Source organism: Lelliottia jeotgali (assembly GCF_016771845.1).
GTDB lineage: Bacteria > Pseudomonadota > Gammaproteobacteria > Enterobacterales > Enterobacteriaceae > Enterobacter > Enterobacter jeotgali.
The window spans coordinates 261,818-284,084 of record NZ_JAENMQ010000002.1 but is presented as its reverse complement, the minus strand read 5'-3'; the positions used below and the strand labels follow the sequence as shown (position 1 = coordinate 284,084).

General features: G+C 56.1%; 16 protein-coding genes. 5 read left to right on the top strand and 11 right to left on the bottom strand.

Annotated features, from left to right (window positions below; translation table 11 throughout):
- Positions 1-214 precede the first annotated feature (214 nt).
- Both JBO43_RS07740 and bglB read left to right on the top strand, forming a co-directional pair.
- A complete protein-coding gene (locus JBO43_RS07740; protein WP_202674045.1) occupies positions 215-1,189 on the top strand; it encodes a hypothetical protein in 975 nt (324 codons plus the stop codon).
- A complete protein-coding gene (gene bglB, locus JBO43_RS07735) occupies positions 1,186-2,259 on the top strand; it encodes a beta-galactosidase BglB (RefSeq protein ID WP_202674044.1) in 1,074 nt (357 codons plus the stop codon). Before JBO43_RS07740 ends, bglB begins: the two co-directional genes overlap by 4 nt.
- A 381-nt stretch (positions 2,260-2,640) precedes the next feature.
- Here bglB and JBO43_RS07730 read toward each other — a convergent pair whose 3' ends face one another.
- The 4 genes from JBO43_RS07730 to xapA are packed head-to-tail and all read right to left on the bottom strand — an operon-like array spanning position 2,641 to position 6,994.
- Positions 2,641-3,909, bottom strand: coding sequence for a DUF445 domain-containing protein (locus JBO43_RS07730; RefSeq protein ID WP_103947170.1), 1,269 nt, complete (start codon positions 3,907-3,909; stop codon positions 2,641-2,643).
- Positions 3,910-3,956: 47 nt separating this feature from the next.
- Positions 3,957-4,892 carry a LysR family transcriptional regulator gene (locus JBO43_RS07725; RefSeq protein ID WP_237729979.1) on the bottom strand — a complete coding sequence of 312 codons (936 nt, stop codon included), beginning with the start codon at positions 4,890-4,892 and terminating at the stop codon, positions 3,957-3,959.
- 20 nt (positions 4,893-4,912) lie between these two features.
- Positions 4,913-6,115: an MFS transporter TsgA gene (gene tsgA / locus JBO43_RS07720; RefSeq protein WP_202674043.1), complete on the bottom strand. Its 1,203-nt coding sequence runs from the start codon at positions 6,113-6,115 to the stop codon at positions 4,913-4,915.
- A 45-nt stretch (positions 6,116-6,160) separates the two neighbouring features.
- On the bottom strand, positions 6,161-6,994 hold the full coding sequence (gene xapA, locus JBO43_RS07715; RefSeq protein WP_202674042.1) for a xanthosine phosphorylase: 834 nt from the start codon (positions 6,992-6,994) through the stop codon (positions 6,161-6,163).
- A 400-nt stretch (positions 6,995-7,394) separates the two neighbouring features.
- On the opposite strand from xapA, the gene JBO43_RS07710 reads away from it, so the two are divergent.
- Both JBO43_RS07710 and JBO43_RS07705 read left to right on the top strand, forming a co-directional pair.
- Entirely contained in the window at positions 7,395-8,765 is a 1,371-nt protein-coding gene (locus JBO43_RS07710) for an NAD-dependent succinate-semialdehyde dehydrogenase (protein WP_202674041.1), read from the top strand.
- Between the two features lie 217 nt (positions 8,766-8,982).
- On the top strand, positions 8,983-11,523 hold the full coding sequence (locus JBO43_RS07705) for a penicillin G acylase (protein WP_202674040.1): 2,541 nt from the start codon (positions 8,983-8,985) through the stop codon (positions 11,521-11,523).
- Positions 11,524-11,649: 126 nt separating this feature from the next.
- Here JBO43_RS07705 and JBO43_RS07700 read toward each other — a convergent pair whose 3' ends face one another.
- The 5 genes from JBO43_RS07700 to JBO43_RS07680 form a co-directional block, all read right to left on the bottom strand.
- Entirely contained in the window at positions 11,650-12,195 is a 546-nt protein-coding gene (locus tag JBO43_RS07700) for a YfaZ family outer membrane protein (RefSeq protein WP_095280640.1), read from the bottom strand.
- Between the two features lie 344 nt (positions 12,196-12,539).
- Positions 12,540-13,493: a GTPase gene (gene yjiA / locus JBO43_RS07695; RefSeq protein WP_202674039.1), complete on the bottom strand. Its 954-nt coding sequence runs from the start codon at positions 13,491-13,493 to the stop codon at positions 12,540-12,542.
- A 10-nt stretch (positions 13,494-13,503) separates the two neighbouring features.
- Positions 13,504-13,707 carry a YbdD/YjiX family protein gene (locus tag JBO43_RS07690; protein WP_095280642.1) on the bottom strand — a complete coding sequence of 68 codons (204 nt, stop codon included), beginning with the start codon at positions 13,705-13,707 and terminating at the stop codon, positions 13,504-13,506.
- A 96-nt stretch (positions 13,708-13,803) separates the two neighbouring features.
- Positions 13,804-15,957: a carbon starvation CstA family protein gene (locus JBO43_RS07685; protein WP_095280643.1), complete on the bottom strand. Its 2,154-nt coding sequence runs from the start codon at positions 15,955-15,957 to the stop codon at positions 13,804-13,806.
- 213 nt (positions 15,958-16,170) lie between these two features.
- Positions 16,171-17,073, bottom strand: coding sequence for a helix-turn-helix transcriptional regulator (locus JBO43_RS07680; protein ID WP_202674038.1), 903 nt, complete (start codon positions 17,071-17,073; stop codon positions 16,171-16,173).
- A gap of 239 nt (positions 17,074-17,312) precedes the next feature.
- Here JBO43_RS07680 and tsr point away from each other — a divergent pair, with 239 nt between their 5' ends.
- On the top strand, positions 17,313-18,983 hold the full coding sequence (gene tsr / locus JBO43_RS07675) for a methyl-accepting chemotaxis protein (protein WP_103947159.1): 1,671 nt from the start codon (positions 17,313-17,315) through the stop codon (positions 18,981-18,983).
- Positions 18,984-19,187: 204 nt separating this feature from the next.
- On the opposite strand, the gene opgB is transcribed toward tsr, so the two are convergent.
- Both opgB and JBO43_RS07665 read right to left on the bottom strand, forming a co-directional pair.
- Positions 19,188-21,479 (bottom strand): phosphatidylglycerol--membrane-oligosaccharide glycerophosphotransferase, encoded by a 2,292-nt coding sequence (opgB, locus tag JBO43_RS07670; RefSeq protein ID WP_202674037.1) that lies wholly within the window; start codon positions 21,477-21,479, stop codon positions 19,188-19,190.
- Positions 21,480-21,750: 271 nt separating this feature from the next.
- Positions 21,751-22,236 carry a YjjA family protein gene (locus JBO43_RS07665; RefSeq protein ID WP_095280647.1) on the bottom strand — a complete coding sequence of 162 codons (486 nt, stop codon included), beginning with the start codon at positions 22,234-22,236 and terminating at the stop codon, positions 21,751-21,753.
- Positions 22,237-22,267: the final 31 nt, after the last annotated feature.

The following is a 22,267-nucleotide window of genomic DNA, read 5'->3' as shown; positions in this document are numbered from 1 at the left end:
TTTAGGCGCTGTCGGGGCGTGTTCCTGTGATCGTCATCACCTTCTGTTTCTCACTTTGGCGTAAGGCGTGATCGTCATCACGTCGCTCTTCTCCCTCTGGCCCGCTTTGTGAGGGGCCAGGCATATCGCGCAAATCCGCCCGATCCGTTCCTCGTTGAAATCCCTGCTCCCCCCGAAAATATTCGCCACGAATACAGAAGAAATGAGGGGCGATATGTCACGACCATTAACGCAGGGCGAGGCGCTGGTGCGTTTTCAGGTTTCAGCGGCCAAAGCAGAGCGTTTTGCGGAGTTCTACACCGGCGAAGGGGCCGACCCCGCGAGCCACGACTCTTTTTGCCGCCAGGTTTTTCGCCGCAGCCACGCTGAGCGAGCGGTCGATCCGGCGCAGGCGCTACCCTGCGAGGAAGTCGCGGTTGCTGATGAAAATGGCTGGTTCGATTTTTCCGCTTTCAGCCCGTTGCCGTTTCACGTTCAGCGCTGGCTGTCGGTTGATCTTATTGCGCCACGCGAGGGCGAATATGCGTTTCGTCTGGGCACCTGCGGCGGCGTACGGGTGTGGTCTTCCGGCAGACTAATGGCCTGCTTTACGCCGTTTACCCGCAACGTGATGCAGTTTCAGGACGTCAGGCTCAGCCTGTGTCAGGGGAAAAACCGCGTCCTGATCCACCTTGACGAGCTGTTTGAGCGCGACACGTTATGCGGCCTGAAAATGGTGTACCTCGACGAGACGCCACTGGGGACGGTTGCCTGCGAAGGGCTTCAACAGCAACGCATCCCCGTGCCGTCAGCGTCCGATCCCGAACATCTGCTGATGTTAATGGCGCAGAAGGAATATGGCCCGGAGGCGGATGCGCTGCTCGCGCATCTGCTCAAACGGGTGAGTGCGCGCGAAGAGGGGTCGGTCTATTGCCTGCTCGCGCTACTGCAACTCTGGCAGGACTATCGCAACACGGACTTCCCGCCACCGCTGTGGCGCAGGGTTAAATCGTCCATTCTGGGGTATCGCTACGGGCACGATGAACGCGGCTGCGACGTGATGGATTTCTCCAATCACGCCAGCGCCTTTCGTTGCGCTCAATCTCTTGCGGGACAACTGTTCCCCGACGAGCTGTTTATCGCCTCTTCACGCGTCGGACATCAACAAAAAGCGCTGGCGGAAGGGCGAATGAAAGGAGCCAAATCATGAACCAGGCAGAACGGATGGCAACGCTGAACCGCGTGGTGCAGGGTTTTTGCCGCTTAAAAAATCTCGATGAAGTGGGCGTGGAAGAGGGTTTTGCGATCCACTTCGAAGAGTGGGAATGGGAGATTGGCGTCGGGCTGTACGGCTTCTGGCGCTATGCCGCGCATCAGCAAGATGCGGTGCTGCAACAGTCGATCCTCGCATGGTACGAACAGCAGATCGCTAAAGGCCTGCCGGAGATGCAGATCAACACCACCGCGCCAATGATCGTGCTGGCGCTGGTGGCCGGGGAGCATCAGCGTGAAGATCTGTTGGCGACGGTGAACGACTGGGCTGATGCGCTGCTGCGCGATCTGCCGAAAACCGAAGAGGGCGGATTCCAGCACGTGGTGAAGGAGCAGCCCAACACCGGTCAGCTGTGGGACGATACACTGTTTATGACCTGCCTGTTCCTCGGCGTGGCGGGGATCGTGCTCAAGCGCCGCGATCTGATCGACGAAGCGAGTTATCAGTTTCTTCTGCACACGCGCTATCTCAGCGATCCGGTCAGCGGGCTGTGGTATCACGGCTGGACGTTCGTCGATAAACACCATTTTGCCGGGGCGTTTTGGGCACGCGGCAACGCGTGGATCACCGTCGCCATTCCGGAATTTATTGAGCTGATGGGAGAACATCTCGACACCGGCGTGCGCCGGTATTTGTCACAGGTGGTGGCGCGTCAGGTGAGAACGTTATGTGAATTGCAGGCCGACAACGGTATGTGGCATACGGTGCTCGACGATCCGCTCTCGCCGCAGGAGTCGTCCGCTACGGCGGGGATCGCTTACGGCATGCTGCGCGGCGTGCGGATGGGGATTCTCGATGATTCCGTAGTCAATCACGCCAAGCGGGCATTTGACGCGGTGATGGCACGGATAGACCGCAACGGGCTGGTGCTTGAAGCCTCGCGCGGCACCATGTTGGGTTGGGATATTCAGTATTACTGCGATATCGCGATGGCTCCGGTGCCTTATGCGCAGGCGCTGACGATGTTGTTGTTGCTGGAGGTCGAACAGGGGAGCTGGCAGGCGTAATCGCCCGGCGGCGCTGCGCTTGCACGGGCCTACGAAAACCGTAGGCCAGATGAGTTTTGTAGGCCGGGTAAGGCGCAGCAGCCACCCGGCATAAAGGCCGCACCAAACCCGTAGGCCGGGTAAGGCGCAGCCGCCACCCGGCAAAAAGACCGTACCAAACCCGTAGGCCGGGTAAGGCGCAGCCGCCACCCGGCAAAAAGACCGTACCAAACCCGTAGGCAGGGTAAGGCGCAGCCGCCACCGGCAAAAAGACCACACCAAACCCGTAGGCCGGGTAAGGCGTAGCCGCCACCCGGCAAAAAGACCACACCAAACCCGTAGGCCGGGTAAGGCGTAGCCGCCACCCGGCAAAAAGACCGCACCAACCCGGCAAAAAAGCGACTACGGCAGCAGCACAGGTATCTGCGACAGCAAAAACAAAATCAACCCAATCGTCCCGCCGACCAGCGTGCCGTTGACGCGGATAAACTGAAGGTCTTTGCCGATATTCAGCTCGATCTGGTGCGACATATCTTTCGCATCCCAGCCTTTCACCGTGTCACTAATGTGGCGCGTGAGGAACGCCGCGAAGTCTGGCGCGACGCGATGCGCTGCCTGCTCCAGATGCTCGTTCAATGAGGCGCGCAGACTGGCGTCGGCCACCAGCGTTTCACCAAACCACTGCCCGGCCCTGGCGATGCGCTGCTTCACCCGCGAGTCATCGCTCTGCATATCCGCTTTCAGCCACGCGCGCAGGTCGGCCCACATCTCACCGAGATAGCGGTTAAACGCCTCGTCGTTCTTCAGGTAGTGTTTGATGTTCTCGGCTTTCGCCGCCATTTCCGGATCGTTCTTCAGGTTGTCGATAAGTTTTAGCGTGGCGCGATCGAACGCCTGGCGGATCTGGTGTGTGCGGTCATGGCTGATATCGTCGAGGATCGCATTCACCGCATCAGACACCAGTTCAGCGCTTTGATCGCCCAGCCATTCGGTGGGCAACACCATCGCCTTGCGGGGATGCTCGGTCTTAAGCCAGTGGACGATCTGCGTGGCGATCAATTCCCGCGTGCTGTCGCGCTGAATCAGATCGATCAGGCGGCGAATCACCGCGTCGAGCAGCACCTGATGGCGATTATTTTTGGTCATACTCTCCAGCATCGCGGCGCTGGTTTCGGTGAAATCGACCTTATCAATGGCCTTATGCACCGCGCGTTTCAGTAAGCGCTGAATGCGTCCGTCGTCCGTCAGTTCCAGGAACCCACTCATCACCTGAATCAGATGCTGCCCGACGCGCTGAGCGTTATCCGGCTGGCTAAACCAGGTGCCGATCATCTGCGCCGGTTCGTAGCGGCGAATCAGCGCCACTAACGACTGGGTATCAAGAAATTTCTCCTGCACGAACAGGCCGAGATTATCGGCGATCCGGTCTTTGTTGCGCGGAATGATCGCCGTATGGCGCGAGATAAAGGGAATAGGCACCCGACGGAACAGGGCGACGACGGCGAACCAGTCCGCCAGCGCGCCGACCATCGCCGCCTCGGCAATGGCCTTCACACCGCGCACCCAGAAGGTTTGCGGCAGGAACAGAGTGGTCGCGAAAATTGCTGCGGCAATCAGCAGCAGCGACAGCGCCAGAAGCTTGGCGCGTTTGAGTTCAGCTAATTTTTCCATAGGGTTAAGGATAGAGCGGAACGCGGGAGGAGTGCAAAAAAGAGCGATCAGTCGCGCAGGGCGTGCAGAAAACGGGTGAACAGATCCGGGAGCGGTTCGTCGTACCACAGCGCGTAGAGATCGGCGGGGATGGTTTCGGCAAGTTTCAGGAACACCACGCCCGGCCAGTGAATTAACGCGCAGGATTCAGGCAACAGCGACACGCCATTGCCGGTACTGACCAGCGCCAGCGCGGTTTGTGGCTCGAACACCTGATGCGTGACCAGCGGAGAAATGCCCAGCGAAAGGCAATTGTCGTAAACCTGACGGGCAAAATCGCTGTGAGTAAAGGAGAGTGAGATAAAAGCACGTTCGGCCAGATCTTTGAGCGAAACGGTAGTACGCCGACAAAGCGGATCGCTCTCGTGCACCGCGACGCATACCGCTTCACGGGCAATCAGCAGGCAGCGAATTTTGGCTTCGACGTGCGGAATGACGTTGCGATTGATGGCGATATCGATAGTGCGGGCGCGCAGGGCTTCTGTTTGTTCTTGCTGGCCCAGCTCGTGCAGCGTCCAGTTGACGTCCGGGTTTGCCTCGCGGAAGGCCTTCATGCGCGTCAGCAGCGGGCCCCACATCGCGCTGCCGATCACGCCGATATTGATGTGTTGTTTTTCGCTACGGCCAATCTGGCGCACGTAGTTCAGGGATTGTTCGGTGGCGCTGAGCAGTCTGTCGACCTCCGCCTTCAGCACTTTTCCGGCGTGAGTCAGGGCCACTTTTCGACTCGAACGTTCAAATAACGCAACGCCGAGGATCTCCTCCAGCTCTTTAATTTGCATGCTGAGCGGCGGCTGAGAGATGTTCAGGAGTAGGGCGGCGCGACCAAAATGCAGTTCATCGGCGAGGACTTGAAAATAGCGCAGCATCCGGAAGCGAACGCGGCTGTTGGCCTGTGGATCGAGCATACCGGGCACCGAGAAAAAGGAGGGTGGCGATATCATGCAACCCTCCTTCAAGCCTGTCAAACCGCGACCGCCTCGCCCTGATGCAGGCGTTCTGCTTTGCTGCAGGCAATGCCGGCGAGCAGGGTGACCATCAGCAGCGCGTAGGCGCAGGTGGAAGCATTGACCGCGCCGTGTAGGCCGAAACGGCTGTTGACCAGTGAGGAGACGGTAGCGAACAGCAGCGTGCCGACGGTGCCGCAGGTGAGCAGGGCGGAGATCAGCGTCGGCGAACTGCGGCTGACCTGCAGCGTGCCGTAGCTCATCAGGCCGGAGAACAGACCGGAGTTAAAGAAGCCGAACGCGCCGCAGGCAATCAGGATAACGGTAGTATTGGCGCTGTTGCTGATAAGCGCGATAGACACCAGCCCGACGGCGGTACAAATCAGCAGGAAGGTGCGCAATTTCATCCATTTAACGGTGAACTGATTGAGGAACAAACCCGTCGCTTTCGCCACCCAGTAAACGGTAGTAAACAGCGCGGCTTGTTCTGGCAGCATATGGAAACGCCACAGCAGATAGCCCGGTGTCCACATAGTGAAGATCGGCTCCGCCAGCAGGAACAGGAATAGCGCGCCGCACAGCAGCCACACGGAACGGCCCCACGGCTCGTTGCTGGTGGACGCTTCCTGATGCTCAGGTTCCGCCGCTACGGTTGACGGGTAACGGCTGCGCAGTGTCAGGATCAGCATCAGCACGCCCAGTCCGCCCATGATGCCGTACATGGCAATCCAGCTCGCGCCCATTTTGAACAGCCACGCCAGCAGGAAGGAGAGCGTCGCGCCCGCCAGGCTGAAGAAGAAGTCGGTGAAAATCAGGCTCGACGAGCGGCTCTTTTCGTCCGGATTAATGCGCACCACCAGGTAGCTGCCGATGGTCATAAAAATCCCGCCGCAGGCGCCGATAATGGCGACCGCCACGCTGAACATGGTGAGCGTCGGGGTGGCGAACAGCAGGGCGCTGATGAGGATCGTCAGCGCGGCGGCAATCACCAGCGGCTTTTGCAGACCCCATTTTTTCATCAAAATGCCGCCGAGCATGATCGGCACGAACATCCCGATGTTCATCAGCGTAAACACCTGGCCGATAAAGCTCGGATCTTTATTGAACGCGGCGCACAGCGGGCCGAGAACAATCCCCAGCGTCGAGACCAGCGCACCGACAAAGTAATAGCTCAGATAGGAAATCGCATTCAGACTGCCGCGAGAGTAATTTTCTGACATCTGCATTTCTCCTGGCGGGCGCGTGGCCCGCCGCTGGACGGGAAGTTAGCGGCAGTTCTTCACGAACTGGCTGATCAGGCGCACGAAATCGTCGGTGACCATCGCCGCGCATTTCAGGGTTTGTTCGTGTGAGAGCTCCACATCGCTCAGGCCTTCCGCCATATTGGTGATGGCTGATACGGCGAGCACTTTCAGGCCGCAGTGGCGCGCGACGATCACTTCTGGCACCACCGACATGCCGACCACATCGCCGCCCATGTTCTGCATCATGCGGATTTCCGCAGCGGTTTCGAAGTTTGGCCCAGGGTAGGAAACGAACACGCCTTCGTGCAGCGTCAGGCCGAGATCGCCTGCCGTGTGGTGCAGTTTCTCGCGCAGATCTTTGTCGTAGGCATTTGCCAGGCTAAAGAAGCGCGGGCCAAAACGGTCGTCATTCGGCCCAACCAGCGGCGTGGACGGCATGGTGTTGATGTGATCGTTAAGCGCCACCAGGCTGCCTGCCGGGATGTTCGGATTAAGCGAGCCGGCGGCGTTGGTGCAGAACATAAATTCGCAGCCGAGCAGCTTAAAGGTGCGTACCGCGTGGGTCATAATGCCCATCCCGACACCCTCGTAGAAATGCCCGCGCCCCTTCATGCAGATGAGATCCACGCCGTGCAGTGAGCCCATCACCACTTCACCCGCATGACCAATCACGGTACTGACCGGGAATCCCGGCAGTTTTTCGTAAGAGATGACGGTTTTGTTTTCGAGTTTATCCGCCAGCACACCGAGGCCGGAGCCGAGAATAAATGCGATGCGCGGGGTAAAGCCGGGCTTGGCCTTACGCAGGATTTCAACGGCTTCGTACGGGGTGTCGTTAATGATGGAATGAGACATGAGAACTCCTGAATGCTTTTTGGGTATACAGGCATTCTGTGGAGGGAATGATTGCGAATCCAATTGGATAATTGGGTGTATTGATAGCTTTTAGTGAATTGATTAGATGTGGGTGTATGGATATTCAAGGAGTTAGGAATAATGCCTGGTGGTTTGTGTCTGGAATGACATGAGGGAAGTGTGATGGGGGTTGAGTTTTGCAGCCTCGGCGTATTGCCGGGCGGCACTGCGTTTGCCCGGCCTACAAAGTCTTATCATTGCACGGCCCGCAGCGCCACCGGGGGATGTGCGGTTTTTGCAAAGTATGTCCTAAGAAACTTCCGCATATACCCAACTTTACCCCCGTCCTCAGTCATCTTGACTACCCTTAATACCCTAAGCGGTAATTAAGGAGACCTATATGGCTTACCAGACAGTGAATCCTGCTAACAACAAACTCATCAAAGAGTACAAACCTCATACCGATGCGGACGTCGAGGCGGCGCTGAAGACGGCGGATGCGCTTTACCATTCCGAGTGGGCGAAAGGGGCTATCGAACAGCGTCTGCCGGTGCTGCACAAGCTGGCGGATCTGATCGACAGCCGCAGCGAAGAGCTGGCGAAAATCGCCAGTCAGGAGATGGGGAAACTCATCGAGCAAAGCCGCGGGGAGGTGAAGCTCTGCGCGCAGATCGCCCGCTATTACGCGGATAACGCGAAGCAATTTCTTGCGCCTGTGACGTACAAATCGGAACTCGGTGACGCCTGGGTGGAGCACCATCCGATTGGTGTGGTGATGGCCGTTGAACCGTGGAATTTCCCGTTCTATCAGCTGATGCGCGTCCTGGCGCCGAACCTGGCGGCGGGGAATCCAGTGGTGGCGAAGCACGCCAGCATCGTGCCGCACTGCGCGGAGGCGTTCGCCCATCTGGTACGAGAAGCCGGTGCGCCGGACGGGGCCTGGACCAATCTGTTTATCTCTTCGGATCAGGTCGCGAAGATCATTGCCGATCCGCGTGTGCAGGGTGCAGCCTTGACCGGGTCTGAAAAGGCCGGGAGCGTGGTGGCGGCGCAGGCGGCGAAGCACATTAAAAAATCGACTCTCGAACTGGGTGGTAACGACGTGTTTATCGTCCTCGACGATGCGGATCTTAAAAAGGCAGTGAAGATCGGTGTTAACGCCCGACTCAACAACGCCGGGCAGGTGTGTACCGCCGCGAAGCGATTTATCGTCCATGAGAAAGTCGCGGACCAGTTCCTGACCGCGTTTACCGAGGCGTTCCGCGAGGTGAAGATCGGCGATCCGTTGGATGAGAAAACCACGCTGGGGCCGCTGTCATCGAAGGATGCGCTTGAGACGCTAACCAAACAGGTGAACGAGGCGGTGAAAAACGGGGCGAAAGTGCATTTCGGCGGTAAGCCGGTTGAGCGCGAAGGTAACTTCTTCGAGCCGACGATCCTGACCCATATATCACGCGAAAATCCGGCCTATTTCGAAGAGTTCTTCGGGCCGGTGGCGCAGTTCTATGTGGTGAAAAGCGACGACGAAGCGGTGAGCCTGGCGAATGACTCGAACTACGGCCTCGGCGGGGCGGTATTCAGCCAGGATATTGATCGTGCGAAGAAAATGGCGTCACGTATCGAAACCGGGATGGTCTATATCAACTGGCTGACCGACACCGCGGCAGAACTGCCGTTCGGTGGCGTGAAGCGTTCCGGCTATGGTCGCGAGCTGTCGGATCTCGGCATTAAAGAGTTCGTTAACCAGAAGCTGGTGGTGGTTCGCCGGTAAGCGGTTTAACAGCAGTCAACAGGGTGGCTTTCGAGCCGCCCTTTTTTTTGCAATCGACAAGGTGTTGTGATTCGCTTGATGTCACATAACAGATATATTCGTATCATAAATTAGTTATCAGACTCACAGTTCGCAGTGAAACAAACTGGCTGTTCTGGATAAGATTTAGCCTCTTGCTAGTATCAAATCGAAAATCATACACCTGCAAGAGGATACAATGAAAAATACAAATCGTATGATCGTGAACTGTGTTGTGGCTTCCCTGACGCTGAGCTGGAGCATCGCTGCTCTGGCAAAAACCGCCCCGACAGAGGTCAAGATCGTTCGCGATAACTACGGCATGCCGCATATTTACGCCGACGATACGTACCGTCTTTTTTACGGCTACGGCTATGTGGTGGCGCAGGATCGCCTGTTCCAGATGGAGATGGCGCGGCGCAGCACCCAGGGCACGGTGTCCGAAGTGCTGGGAAAATCCTTCGTGAGTTTTGATAAAGATATCCGCCAGAACTATTGGCCGGAGTCGATTCATGCCCAAATCGCGGCGCTGCCCGCAGATGATAAAGCGATCCTGCAGGGCTACGCCGACGGGATGAATGCCTGGATCGATAAAGTGAACGCCGACCCCGGTAAGCGAATGCCCGCGCAGTTTGCCGAGTTTGGTTTTAAGCCCGGGCACTGGCAGCCCTTTGATGTGGCAATGGTTTTTGTTGGCACTATGGCGAACCGTTTTTCCGACAGCACCAGCGAAATCGACAACCTGGCGCTACTGACGGCGCTGAAAGATAAATACGGCGCGCAAAAAGGGATGGGGGTGTTTAACCAGCTGAAATGGCTGGTGAATCCGGCAGCACCGACGACAATCGCTGCGCAGGAGAGTCATTATCCGCTGACCTTTGATCTCAAAAACACGCAAACAGCCGCGCTGCTCCCGCGTTACGATCTCCCCGCACCGATGCTCGACCGCCCGGCCAAAGGCAATGACGGCGCGCTGCTGGCGCTCACTGCCGGGCAAAACCGCGAAGCGATCGCTGAACAGTTTGCCCGCAGCGGTGCCAACGGTCTGGCTGGGTACCCGACGACCAGTAACATGTGGGTGATTGGCAAGAAAAAGGCGCAGGACGCGAAAGCCATCATGGTCAACGGCCCGCAGTTTGGCTGGTATGCCCCGGCGTATACCTACGGCATCGGGCTGCACGGCGCGGGCTATGACGTCACCGGCAACACGCCATTCGCTTATCCGGGCCTGGTGTTTGGCCACAACGGTCATATCTCATGGGGCGCGACGGCGGGGTTCGGCGACGATGTGGATATCTTTGCAGAACAAATCTCGGATAAAAAACCAGGCGAATATCTGCATAACGGCCAGTGGGTCAAAATGCTCAGTCGCGAAGAGACGATTGCCGTGAAAGACGGCCAGCCGGAGACGTTTACCGTCTGGCGAACTGTGCACGGGAACGTGATCAAAACCGATCCGGCGACCCACACCGCCTACGCCAAAGCGCGTGCCTGGGATGGGAAGGAGGTCGCGTCTCTGCTGGCGTGGACGCATCAGATGAAAGCCAAAGACTGGCCGACGTGGACGGATCAGGCAGCAAAGCAGGCGCTGACAATCAACTGGTATTACGCGGATGTCGACGGCAACATCGGCTACGTTCACGGGGGTGCGTATCCGAAACGCCAGCCGGGGCACGATCCGCGTCTACCGGTGCCGGGCACGGGAAAATGGGACTGGCAGGGGCTGCTGTCGTTTGATCTGAATCCGAAAGTCTATAACCCGCAGTCGGGCTATATCGCCAACTGGAACAACTCGCCGCAGAAAGATTATCCGGCGTCGGATCTGTTCGCCTTCTTATGGGGCGGGGCGGATCGCGTCACGGAGATCACGCAGCTTATTGATAAACAGCCGACGCTGACCCACGAGCAGGCCTGGGAATTGATCCAAAAAACCAGCCGTCAGGATCTGAATTTGCGTCTGTTCCTGCCGACCCTGCAAAAAGCGACGGCGAGCTTGTCAGAGAACGATCCTCGGCAGCAACTGGTGAAAACACTGGCGAGCTGGGACGGCCAAAACGTGATGAGTGACGACGGGAAAACCTATCAGCAACCGGGTTCCGCCATTCTGAACGCCTGGCTGACCAGTATGTTGAAACGCACGGTGGTCGCTGCCGTTCCGGCACCGTTTAACACCTGGTACAGCGCCAGCGGGTATGAAACGACGCAGGACGGGCCGACCGGCTCGCTGAATATCAGCGTCGGGGCCAAGATTCTGTTCGAAGCGCTGGAGGGGGATAAATCGGCGATCCCGCAGGAAGTCGATCTGTTTGCCGGACAGTCGCCGCAGGCGGTGGTGCTGGATGCGTTGCAGGACGCCTGGCAGACGCTCTCGACGCGCTACGGCGCGGATATCAATGCCTGGAATACACCTGCGATGGCGCTGACGTTCCGCGCAAATAACTTCTTCGGTGTCCCGCAGGCGGCAGCCAAAGAGGTGCGGCATCAGGCCGAGTATCAGAACCGCGGTACGGAAAATGACATGATCGTCTTCTCGCCGACATCCGGTAAAAGCCCGGTGCTGGCCTGGGATGTGGTCGCACCCGGTCAAAGCGGGTTTGTGGCACCGGACGGAACGCCGGATAAGCACTATGACGATCAGCTGAAAATGTACGAAACCTTTGGTCGCAAGCCGCTGTGGTTAACGCCGCAGGAGGTGAGTGCGAATCAGGAATCGCAGGAGATTTTGCAGGTTCGGCGCTAAGTAGAGACGAAGTGCCGCCTGAGAAAATCGCCTGGCGGCACTTCGTTTGCACAGGTCTACAAAACCATTGATATGTCTGGATATTGTAGGCCGGGTAAGCGTAGCGCCACCCGGCAATAGATAACCTTAGAAGCTCACGCCGCCGCCCACGTAGGCACCGTCAATCAGAGTGTGGTTTGGACGACCGTCTTTGCCATCAACGCTCACGTGGCGGTAGCCCACTTTCAGCGTGACGGGTTTAATCGGAGTCCAGCTTACGCCGCCGTTGGCTTCAACGTAGTTTTTCACGCTGTTGTTCAGGCCGTTAGGTGCGACGTAACCTTCACCGAACACATTAATGCTGTCGGTCAGGGCAACGCTTACACCGCCGCCGACCGGGAATGCGACGCCGTTATCGCCTTTTTTCGGCCCGAGGTAGATAGCTTTCGCACCGGCATTCAGCATTGCTGGGCCAACTTCCAGGTTATAACCTGCGCCAACACCACCGGTCTGGGTGCCGTCGTCGGTATTTTTAAGCCAGTTGCTTTCGGCATAAACACCGGAGGTGGATTTACCCATTTCGATATTTAAATTGGTGAAGTTCTTACCCTGCTCAATAGAAGCGCCCATTGCCAGTGCGGAGCCAGAAGTCACGGTCAGAACAGAAAGCAGAATGAAGTTAATCTTTTTCATGGTGTATTTCCTCGTCATCAAATTAATCTGAGGACACCTTAACAAGCGATGTTTACGACTGCAAATGTGACGTAACTCGAAGTTTTACACTGGTTTTGTTATGAATCGATGATTTTGACGTTAAGGGGAAGTTGATTTGTCACGGCGTCAATGCGTATTTTTTTCGTGTTTAGACTTCGTTCAATTTCGTCGCTAAACAAAGGTTGAATATGGCGGAAATAATGATGAGAAATGAATTAATGAGGATTTTCATTATTTCAAATAAGTTCTGAAAATAACGAAACATTACATTTCTCGAATTGAAATTACTGAACCGCCCCGTATAAAAGGGCGGTTTTGGATCATTAGGCCTTGAGTGCGGCAAACGCTGCGCGGATTTCCTCTTCCGGAAGTTGTATTCCGATAAATACCATCGTGCTGTGCGGCGTTTCATCACCCCACGGTCGGTCCCAGTCGGCGCTGTACAGGCGCTGCACGCCCTGGAACAGCAGGCGGTTCGGTTTACCGTCGATCCACAGCATCCCTTTGTAGCGCAGCAGTTTGTCGGCAAACGACAGCAGCAGGTTTTCCATCACGCGGGAGACGTCGCTGATATCCACCGGATAATCCAGCTCCACCACGATGGAGGTGACGTCGTTTTGCTTATCGCCGATGAAGTGGAAGCGCGGCGTAGCGGTGATGTTCTCTTCGAGCATAAAGCCGTTGGTGTTGAACAGCTGCGCGAGATCGATATCGCCGTGAACCACCGTATATATAGGCGCGCGGGCGTTGATGCGCGTCAAGCGTTCACGCAGTTTTTCGCTCTCGCCCGCCACGTCGGTTTTGGTCAGCAGAATGCGATCCGCGTAGCCAATCTGCGACTGGGCGATGGTGAACTGGTTCATCTGTTCGTCGGCGTGGACCGCATCGACCAGGGCAATCACGCCGTCCAGCAGGTAGCGCTGGCAGAGAATGTCATGGGAGAAAAAGGTCTGAATAATCGGGCCGGGATCGGCCATGCCGGTGCATTCGATCACCAGACGGTCAAATTCGATGTCGCCGCGATCGCGGCTGTCGAGCAGATCCAGTAGGGCATCTTCCAGCTCGCTGGAGCGGGTACAACAGATGCAGCCGTTGGTCAGGGTTTTGATCTGGGTGGCGCGATCGCCAATCAACTGATCGTCGACGGAAACTTCACCGAATTCGTTTTCAATGACGGCGATTTTGAAACCGTGCTGTTCGTTGAGGATGTGGCGCAGCAGGGTGGTTTTGCCTGCACCGAGAAAGCCGGTTAACAGGGTGACTGCAATAGGGGTCATGTTCTCTCCTTTAGCAACAGCGTACGCCGTTTTTGCCATCGCCGCCGTAGCGCGCTTGCTGGCGCTCGCGGAAGAATTCTTTGTAGGTCATGTACGGTTTATCCGGATGGTTGGTCTGCATATGTTCAACGTAGTTGTCATAGTCCGGAATACCAATCAGCATTTTCGCCGCCTGACCGAGGTATTTTTTTGCTTCGCCTAAGTTACCAAACATTGTGCCATCCAGACAGAAAAAGCCCGGTGGCGCTACGCTTACCGGGCCTACAGGTTCTGTGTAGGGCGGGTTAGCGCAGCGCCACCCGCCAGGGTTTTAGTGATGTGAAGAGGTCTTCACGCCGCCTTCCGGGACCGGAACGTACGGGGTTTCTTTATCCGTACGGCCTTCGGCGTTACGCACATTCATCCAGGTTTTGATGCCGTAGAAGATGATGCTGTACACCACGACCAGGAACAGAATACTCAAACCGGCGTTGGTGTAGTTGTTCACCACGATATGGTTCATGTTGGCAATCTGCTGTGCGGTCAGGTCACCGCCGCCCGCGGCGATTTTCGCTTTGTACTGGTTAGCCATAAACAGGAAGCCTTCCAGCTGCGGGTTGGTGCTGAACAGTTTCAGGCCCAGCGCCCAGGTGGTGCACAGCAGCAGCCACAGCGCAGGAACTACCGTCACCCAGATGTACTTGGTGCGTTTCATTTTCACCAGCACCACGGTACCCAGAACCAGCGCCACGGCTGCCAGCATCTGGTTAGAGATACCGAACAGCGGCCACAGGCTCTTCACGCCGCCGAGTGGGTCAACGACGCCCTGATACAGCAGGTAGCCCCACAGACCGACACAACCTGCGGTGCCCAGCACGCCTGCCACCAGAGAGTCGGTTTTCTTCAGGAACGGCACGAAGTTACCGAGCAAATCTTGCAGCATGAAGCGGCCTGCACGGGTACCGGCGTCCAGCGCGGTGAGGATGAACAGCGCTTCGAACAGAATACCGAAGTGGTACCAGAAGCCCATGTCCGCCCACGGCAGCACTTTGTGGAACACGTGTGCGATACCGACCGCCAGGGTTGGTGCGCCACCCGCACGGTTCAGAATCGACGGCTCGCCGATGTCTTTCGCGGTCTGCATGATCTGCTCAGGCGAGATCACGAAGCCCCAGGAGCTGACGGTCGCCGCCGCATGAGCGCTGGCGTCTTTCAGCTGCGCCATGATCAGCGCCGCGTTGTCGCCACCCATCTCATGCAGGTTTGGCATGGTGATGCCAAGGCCCGCTGGCGGGGTGTTCATCGCGAAGTACAGACCCGGTTCGATGATGGACGCTGCCACCAGCGCCATGATCGCCACGAAGGATTCCATCAGCATTGCGCCGTAACCGATAAAGCGGGCGTCGGTTTCGTTCGCCATCAGCTTCGGCGTGGTGCCGGAAGCGATCAGGGCGTGGAAGCCAGAGACGGCGCCACAGGCGATGGTGATAAACAGGAACGGGAACAGCGCGCCTTTCCACAGTGGACCGGTACCGTCAATGTACTGGGTCACGGCTGGCATTTTCAGTTCCGGGTTGATGATCACGATACCGATCGCCAGACCGACGATCACACCGATTTTCAGGAACGTCGCCAGATAGTCACGCGGGGCCAGAATCAGCCATACCGGCAGCAGCGCGGAGATAAACGCATAGCCAATCAACGCGAAGGTAATGGTGGTGTCTTTGAAGGTCAGCGCCGGGCCCCAGTACGGGTCGTGGGCGATGATGCCGCCGAAGTAAATGGAAGCGACCAATAGCACGATACCAATCACCGATACTTCACCCACGCGGCCCGGACGGATAAAGCGCATGTAGATACCCATGAACAGCGCAATCGGTACGGTCGAGCAGACGGTGAACACACCCCACGGGCTTTCGGCCAGAGCTTTCACCACGATCAGCGCCAGCACCGCAAGGATGATTATCATGATCAGGAAGCAGCCGAACAGGGCAATAGTACCCGGCACGCGGCCCATCTCTTCTTTGATCATTTCACCCAGAGAGGCACCGTTACGGCGGGTCGAGATGAACAGAACCATGAAGTCCTGCACCGCACCCGCCAGCACCACGCCTGCGAGCAGCCACAGGGTACCAGGCAGATAACCCATCTGCGCGGCAAGCACCGGGCCGACCAGCGGACCAGCACCGGCAATCGCGGCAAAGTGGTGACCAAACAGTACGTAGCGGTTGGTGGGCACGTAGTTCAGGCCGTCATTGTTAATGACCGCCGGAGTGGAACGCGTCGGGTCGAGTTTCATGACCTTCTGCGCGATGTAAAGACTGTAGTAGCGGTACGCTACCAGATAGACGGAAACCGACGCGACCACGATCCACAGGGCGCTAACGTGTTCGCCCCGGCGTAATGCGACAACCGCCAGACAGAAAGCGCCGAGGATCCCGAGGAGCGCCCAGGGCACGTGCTTAAGTAGTTTTTTCGTATCCATAGTTAGACCTGGTTTTTTTAACTGGAAAAAGGGGCCTGAATTCGTTTTGAGGAGGTATTGATTAATGCTGAGGCGATCTTGCCAGATCGTCGCGCGTGTAAAGGACGGTAAATGAATGAGCGGTTGTTTGTGATGGTTAAGCGGTCAAAGAGTGGGGCGAGTGGTTCAGGCTCGCCGCCAGTGGCGTGGTTTATGTGATTGAGATCACATCGATTATTCGAGCACCTCTGCTGTTGCTGTTGCCATGTAGCCTTCAAGCGTTTCAAAGAGTTTGTCACGTAGCCACGCAGGCTCCAGCACCTGAATGTTCGGCAGCCAGTAGAAGATCAGCGGCAGAATTTGATTCTCATGCGACGCCTGGCAGCGGATCGTTACGCCGTCGTCGCTTTCCGTGACCAGTTCCTGCTCCGGCAGCAGGTCGCGGCGAGTGAAGTAATGAGAGATTATTTTATTGGTGAATATTTTCACTTCGAAAGTATCTTCACTGACCCACGGATCAAGATTCTTCTCAAGTAATTCTGCGGTATCGGCATCCGGCGCAAATGTCTCTTTTTGAATATCGAGCCAACTTATCTGGCTCAATGAAAAGGATTTGAGCCTGTCATTTTCCGTAGCTTGTAAATACCATATATTTTTTTTGTTAATTAATTTGTACGGCTTAACAAGCCGTGTTTTGCCTTTATAAACCAGCTGGCAAACGTGACGTTCTTTTATCGATTTTTCGATAGCCGACAGATGGCGACGAATATCATTTTGAACGGTGTGTTCGGCGTCATTGCTAAGAATCAGAATATGATTCTCTTCAACACGCGCCTCAAGGCTCTGCCAGAATGCGGTGCCTCTGTCCGGGAAATAATTGTCGGCATTCAGCAGGTTAGCTACCGCGTTATGCAGGCCCTGTCCGCTCGCATTTTGGGCCGCGTGAATCAGGCGATACTGGCCGTTCCCCGTATGCTGAACAATAGGTGAAAGGGCATTTAGGTCGCGATATACTGTGCGTTCGGTAATTTTAAATTTATTCATTAAGTCGCTGCGGTTAACCACACCGTTTAAATGCAGCTCCATCAGAATATCGACGAGTCGTTCAGCCGAGCGGCTGCGGGCTGGAGATGTCATATTATATTCCCGTTAATGGCGGTGAAAATCCCTGAATGATATGAATGCCACTGACAGAATATGTCAGTGCGACAGAGATAAAATTTATCTTATGGATATATAACGGCGCGATTTAGGATAAACATTAATAGTTTTTTTGTGAAATCGTCCGTAAATGTTCAAATCATCAACACGATTTTCGTAAAGTTTTCCCTATCCAGGCCGAAAATTCTGTTATCTGTCTGATGGAAAGAGAAAACATGTTAAATCGTATCAAGATTGTCACCAGCTTGTTGCTGGTTTTGGCTATTTTTGGCCTGTTACAGCTGACATCCGGTGGTCTTTTCTTTAATGCCCTGAAGCATGACAAAGAAAACTTCACCGTCCTGCAAACTATTCGCCAGCAACAATCCACGCTTAACGGCAGCTGGGTCGCATTGCTGCAAACCCGTAATACCCTTAACCGCGCGGGTATTCGCTACATGATGGATCAGAGCAACATCGGCAGCGGCGCGACCGTTGCGGATCTGATGCAGATTGCGTCCGCTTCCCTGAAGCAGGCGGAAAAAAACTGGGCTGACTACGAAGCACTGCCGCGTGATGCGCGCCAGAGTGACGCGGCCGCGATGGAAATTAAGCGTAACTACGATATCTATCACGGTGCGCTGGCCGAGCTGATCCAATTGCTGGGCGCAGGTAAGATCAACGACTTCTTCGATCAGCCGACCCAGAGCTATCAGGATGGTTTTGAGAAACAGTACGTGAACTACCTGCAGCAGAACGATCATCTGTATCAGACTGCCGTGGATGACAGCAACAGCTCTTACACTCAGGCGATCTGGGTGCTGATCAGCGTGTTGATCGCAGTGCTGGTGGTGATCGTCGGCGTTTGGCTGGGTATTAAACAGTCGCTGATTTCTCCTCTGAATCGTCTGATCGACAGCATTCGTCATATCGCCAGCGGCGATCTGGTGAAGCGGATCGACGTTGAAGGCACCAACGAAATGGGACAGCTGGCCGATACCCTGCGTCATATGCAGAGCGAGCTGGTCAATACCGTGGGTGACGTGCGTAACGGCGCGAATGCGATTTACAGCGGCGCGAGCGAAATCTCTGTTGGCAACAACGACCTTTCTTCCCGTACCGAGCAGCAGGCTGCATCGCTGGAAGAGACAGCTGCCAGCATGGAACAGCTGACCGCGACCGTGAAGCAGAACGCCGAAAACGCCCGTCAGGCGAGCAATCTGGCGCTGAGCGCGTCCGAGACCGCGCAGAAAGGCGGAAAAGTGGTGGATAACGTGGTGCAAACCATGCGTGACATCGCCGGCAGTTCGCAGAAGATCGCTGACATCATCAGCGTGATCGACGGTATTGCCTTCCAGACCAACATCCTGGCGCTGAATGCCGCTGTAGAAGCGGCGCGTGCGGGCGAGCAGGGCCGTGGTTTTGCGGTGGTGGCAGGTGAAGTCCGTAACCTGGCACAGCGTAGCGCTCAGGCAGCACGCGAAATTAAGAGCCTGATTGAAGACTCTGTTGGCCGCGTTGAGCTGGGTTCAACCCTGGTCGAAAGCGCCGGTGAAACGATGGGTGAAATCGTGAATGCGGTAACGCGCGTGACCGATATTATGGGCGAAATCGCGTCTGCGTCTGACGAGCAGAGCCGTGGTATCGACCAGGTCGGTCTGGCAGTCGCTGAGATGGATCGCGTGACGCAGCAGAACGCCTCGCTGGTGGAAGAGTCCGCTGCGGCAGCCGCCGCACTGGAAGAGCAGGCGAGCCGTCTGACGCAGGCCGTGGCCGTGTTCCGCATTCAGCAGGAGCAGCAGAAATCACGCGACAACGGTGGCCTGAAAACGCCGGTGATGGCGGTGAAGGGGCGTAAAGCCGCTGCCGCAACAACCGCGTCCAGTGAAAACTGGGAAACCTTCTGATGTAAAAAAAGCGCCCTGTTCAGGAAGGGCGCTTTGGATGTCTACTTAGTTGCCGGGTGGCGGCTTTGCCTTACCCGGCCTACGGTTTTGTAGGCCCGGTAAGCGCAGCGCCACCGGGCGTTTTTAGGCCGCACAGTCTTTTGTAGGCCCGGTAAGCGCAGTGCCACCGGGCATTTTAGGCCGTACGGTCGTCGGCCAACAAGTTTATGCGCCGGTGTGCACCACCTTCATTTCAACCATCCCAATCCCCAGTTTTCGCGGTGAATGCCCAAGGATATTGCCTTCGTTCGTCGATTGCGGGTCCGGCGGAACAATCACCACCGTATTGCTGCGCGACGGGTTCTCGAAATGCAGCGTCGTTGTGGTGACATCGTTGCCGAGGGTGATGGTCTGCTCTTTGTCGCCGATGCGCACCGGGATCGGTTTGTTGGCGTTCGGGCCGAAGGCTTTGGCGGTGATCACCAGATCGAATTTCTCCGGCAGTGGCTGGGCGTATTCGATTTTCACTTCGTTGCCGAGCTGTGCGTTGGACCAACGCCCCCAGGATTCTGGACGTGAAATACCGCTAAACTGCTTCACCTCTTCCGGCGCGCCCGCCACATTGAACACGAAACTGTCCGCCTTGTAGCGAATATCGTTATCCACCACTTTGAGCATATCCACGTTGCGCTGATAGCGGTCGGTATTGATCACCGTGTCCTTGAACGCGGTTTTGCTTTTCCACTGATCTTTATCGACGCGCTGCACGCTTTGCTCGCCGCCAAGCTGACCCTGTGAGACGCACCAGTCCGTCGAGAGCGACAGCGGCTGCGACCACAGCTGGCCCATCTTGTAGCAGCGATCGATCCAGACGAAGTTGTCGCGTGGGGCAAAGTCGGCCAGCTGGAAGCGCAACGGCGCGGAGTATTCACTCTCTGGCAATGGTTCGACGCGGTTATCCGAGACGCGCAGGAGCAACGGCAGGCGGAAATGGCTGCCCGAGAAGGTAATCATGTTTTTCTGCTGGTCGATGCTGAAATCCTTCATCTCTTTCGGGAAATTCCACAGTCGGATCACGTCCGGTTTCCACGCCAGAATCTTCTCTTTCATGTTGAGGAACACTTCGGAGAGTGACTGACCGGAGAGCGTGCTGCGTCCCAGCCCGATGAAGTTATCCCCGCCCAGAATATCCAGCACCGTCGCGCCGTTATCCATCGTGTTACGTTTGGTGGCGATGACCTCCTGCTGAAGCTGGTCGCCGCGCATTACAAAGAACAGGTTGCTGCGATCCTGTTTGTTCAGCTCGTCCCAGGCGGTGTTTTTCATTGCCAGATGGTCGGAAGAGACGACAATCACCGTGTTTTTGAAATACGGCGAGGCTTTGATTTTATTGATAAATGCGGCGATATGTTCCTGGCTACAGGTCACGGCGCTGAACGACTGGTTGGTTTTGCCGTTGATCTCGTACTTTTTGCGCTCGCAGGTGCGCGAGATAAAGCCGTCCGGGTGGTGCGTATCGACGGTGAGGGCAAACAGCGAGAAACGCTTGCCAGATTTGGACAGCTCCTCGAATTTCTTCCAGGTTTCATCCAGCACCGTGTCGTCGTAGAAGCCCCAGTCGTTGCGATACGACGGGTCGGCGACGGTGGTTTTTAGCTCTTCTGCGCCGTAGAGATGATCGAAGCCGTGGGATTTCAGGAACACGTCTTTTCCGGCAAAACGCAGGTTAGCGCCCTGCATAAAGTAGTTTTCGTAGCCGGAGTTTTTCAGGATGTCGCCGAGGCAGATATTCTGCGGGAAGAAGCTCGACATCGACGCCGAAGCGTTGCCTTCGAACGGCGCAAACAGCGGAATGCCGCACTGGGAGGCGACCATCCCAGCGATGGTGTAATCGGTGCCCGGCAGCTGTGACGTGTGGCTGAAATCCAGACCTTCGTCTTTCAGCGGGCCGAGATCCGGCGTCAGATTCGGGAAGGCATCGTTATCGAAATAGGTGCGCTCCAGACTTTCGCCGTAGATATAAACCAGGTTCAGTTTCGGGTTAGCGATGGTTTTCGACGGTTCTTTGTAATATGCCGTGAAATCCGGATCGCCGTCGCGGGACTGGGATTTCACCAGCTCGGTGATCTGATGGAACGCCGGGCTGGCATCTACCGAACCGAGCGCCAGCGCCAGGGCCAGCAGGCTGTAGCCCATATGATGCGGAAGATGACGACGACGGCGCAGCACCCAGCCGAGAGTGCCAAACACCGCGAACAGCGCCAGTACTAGACCGGTACCTGGAAGTATGTACTTACTAACACCAGCACCCGTCAGGCTGTTGGTGAGCGTATAAAGCACGGCGTCATTGATGCCGTCACCGGTAAAGTAATCACTGGCGTACAGGGTAATGTTCAACACAATAAAAATGCCCAACACCAGCAAGGTGGCAATAAACCACCAGGTGTTGCGGCCCGCCTTCCAGGCATAAATGCCAATGGAAGCCAGGAACAGGGCAAGGGAAATAAACTCTGACAACAGCTTATCCTCAATAGCGCCAGTTACTTAGCTGGCAAACTGATTATTTTTTGGTTAATACAATTTAATGGCGAAGTCACATAGCTGCAATTCTAGTGTCACTAAAATGTGCTGTTGTTAGGATTTGGTTTAGAAAGTAGAAATTTTGATCGCCGTCGCATCGCGTTATACGGGTGCTGAGACGTAAGAAGATGAGCAAAAAACGAGTCTGACGCCGCGTTGCTAAGTTAACGCAACAAACGCGGCGTGTTGTGGCAGAAAATGGGATGAATCAGGAGAGGAAATTAACGCCTTGTTTCAACACCAGATCGCAGGCTTTGGTTTTCACCTGCTTCGCCAGCGCGGAGTCGCCCAGGGTGCTCAGGTTCAGCTGCTGGCCATCTTTGGCATTCAGCAGGCCCTGAATTCCGTCCATGTAGTTGGTGTCTTGTTTTTGCTCCTGGGTATCCAGGCCCAGCTTATCGAGGACCTGATTTTTGATGTTCTGCGTATCCGTCACCGACGCCAGTTTTTGTTTGGCGCAGTAGCCCAGAATACCGGCTGCGTTGTTCATGGTGCCAGCGCTCAGGCTCTGATTGCTGCCGCCCAGCAGGCTGGTCAGGGACGATGCGGACAGGCCGCCGTTCTGGGAACTGCCGCTGCTTTTGCTCAGCTCGTTCGCCGCGCTGGACAAAGAGTCCTGCCATGATGCTGCGTGAGCAGCGCCGGTAAGCAGAACGACGCTGAATGCGGTGCTGAGAAGAATGTGCTTTTTCATAAAATGAACTCAAAAGTGGCCCGTTTCGGGC

Excerpts from the sequence above, each read along its gene's own strand:
- JBO43_RS07740 (WP_202674045.1), top strand. The coding sequence starts at position 215 with ATGTCACGACCATTAACGCAGGGCGAGGCGCTGGTGCGTTTTCAGGTT.
- bglB (WP_202674044.1), top strand. The coding sequence starts at position 1,186 with ATGAACCAGGCAGAACGGATGGCAACGCTGAACCGCGTGGTGCAGGGT.
- JBO43_RS07730 (WP_103947170.1), bottom strand. The coding sequence starts at position 3,909 with ATGGAAAAATTAGCTGAACTCAAACGCGCCAAGCTTCTGGCGCTGTCG.
- JBO43_RS07725 (WP_237729979.1), bottom strand. The coding sequence starts at position 4,892 with ATGATATCGCCACCCTCCTTTTTCTCGGTGCCCGGTATGCTCGATCCA.
- tsgA (WP_202674043.1), bottom strand. The coding sequence starts at position 6,115 with ATGTCAGAAAATTACTCTCGCGGCAGTCTGAATGCGATTTCCTATCTG.
- xapA (WP_202674042.1), bottom strand. The coding sequence starts at position 6,994 with ATGTCTCATTCCATCATTAACGACACCCCGTACGAAGCCGTTGAAATC.
- JBO43_RS07710 (WP_202674041.1), top strand. The coding sequence starts at position 7,395 with ATGGCTTACCAGACAGTGAATCCTGCTAACAACAAACTCATCAAAGAG.
- JBO43_RS07705 (WP_202674040.1), top strand. The coding sequence starts at position 8,983 with ATGAAAAATACAAATCGTATGATCGTGAACTGTGTTGTGGCTTCCCTG.
- JBO43_RS07700 (WP_095280640.1), bottom strand. The coding sequence starts at position 12,195 with ATGAAAAAGATTAACTTCATTCTGCTTTCTGTTCTGACCGTGACTTCT.
- yjiA (WP_202674039.1), bottom strand. The coding sequence starts at position 13,493 with ATGACCCCTATTGCAGTCACCCTGTTAACCGGCTTTCTCGGTGCAGGC.
- JBO43_RS07690 (WP_095280642.1), bottom strand. The coding sequence starts at position 13,707 with ATGTTTGGTAACTTAGGCGAAGCAAAAAAATACCTCGGTCAGGCGGCG.
- JBO43_RS07685 (WP_095280643.1), bottom strand. The coding sequence starts at position 15,957 with ATGGATACGAAAAAACTACTTAAGCACGTGCCCTGGGCGCTCCTCGGG.
- JBO43_RS07680 (WP_202674038.1), bottom strand. The coding sequence starts at position 17,073 with ATGACATCTCCAGCCCGCAGCCGCTCGGCTGAACGACTCGTCGATATT.
- tsr (WP_103947159.1), top strand. The coding sequence starts at position 17,313 with ATGTTAAATCGTATCAAGATTGTCACCAGCTTGTTGCTGGTTTTGGCT.
- JBO43_RS07665 (WP_095280647.1), bottom strand. The coding sequence starts at position 22,236 with ATGAAAAAGCACATTCTTCTCAGCACCGCATTCAGCGTCGTTCTGCTT.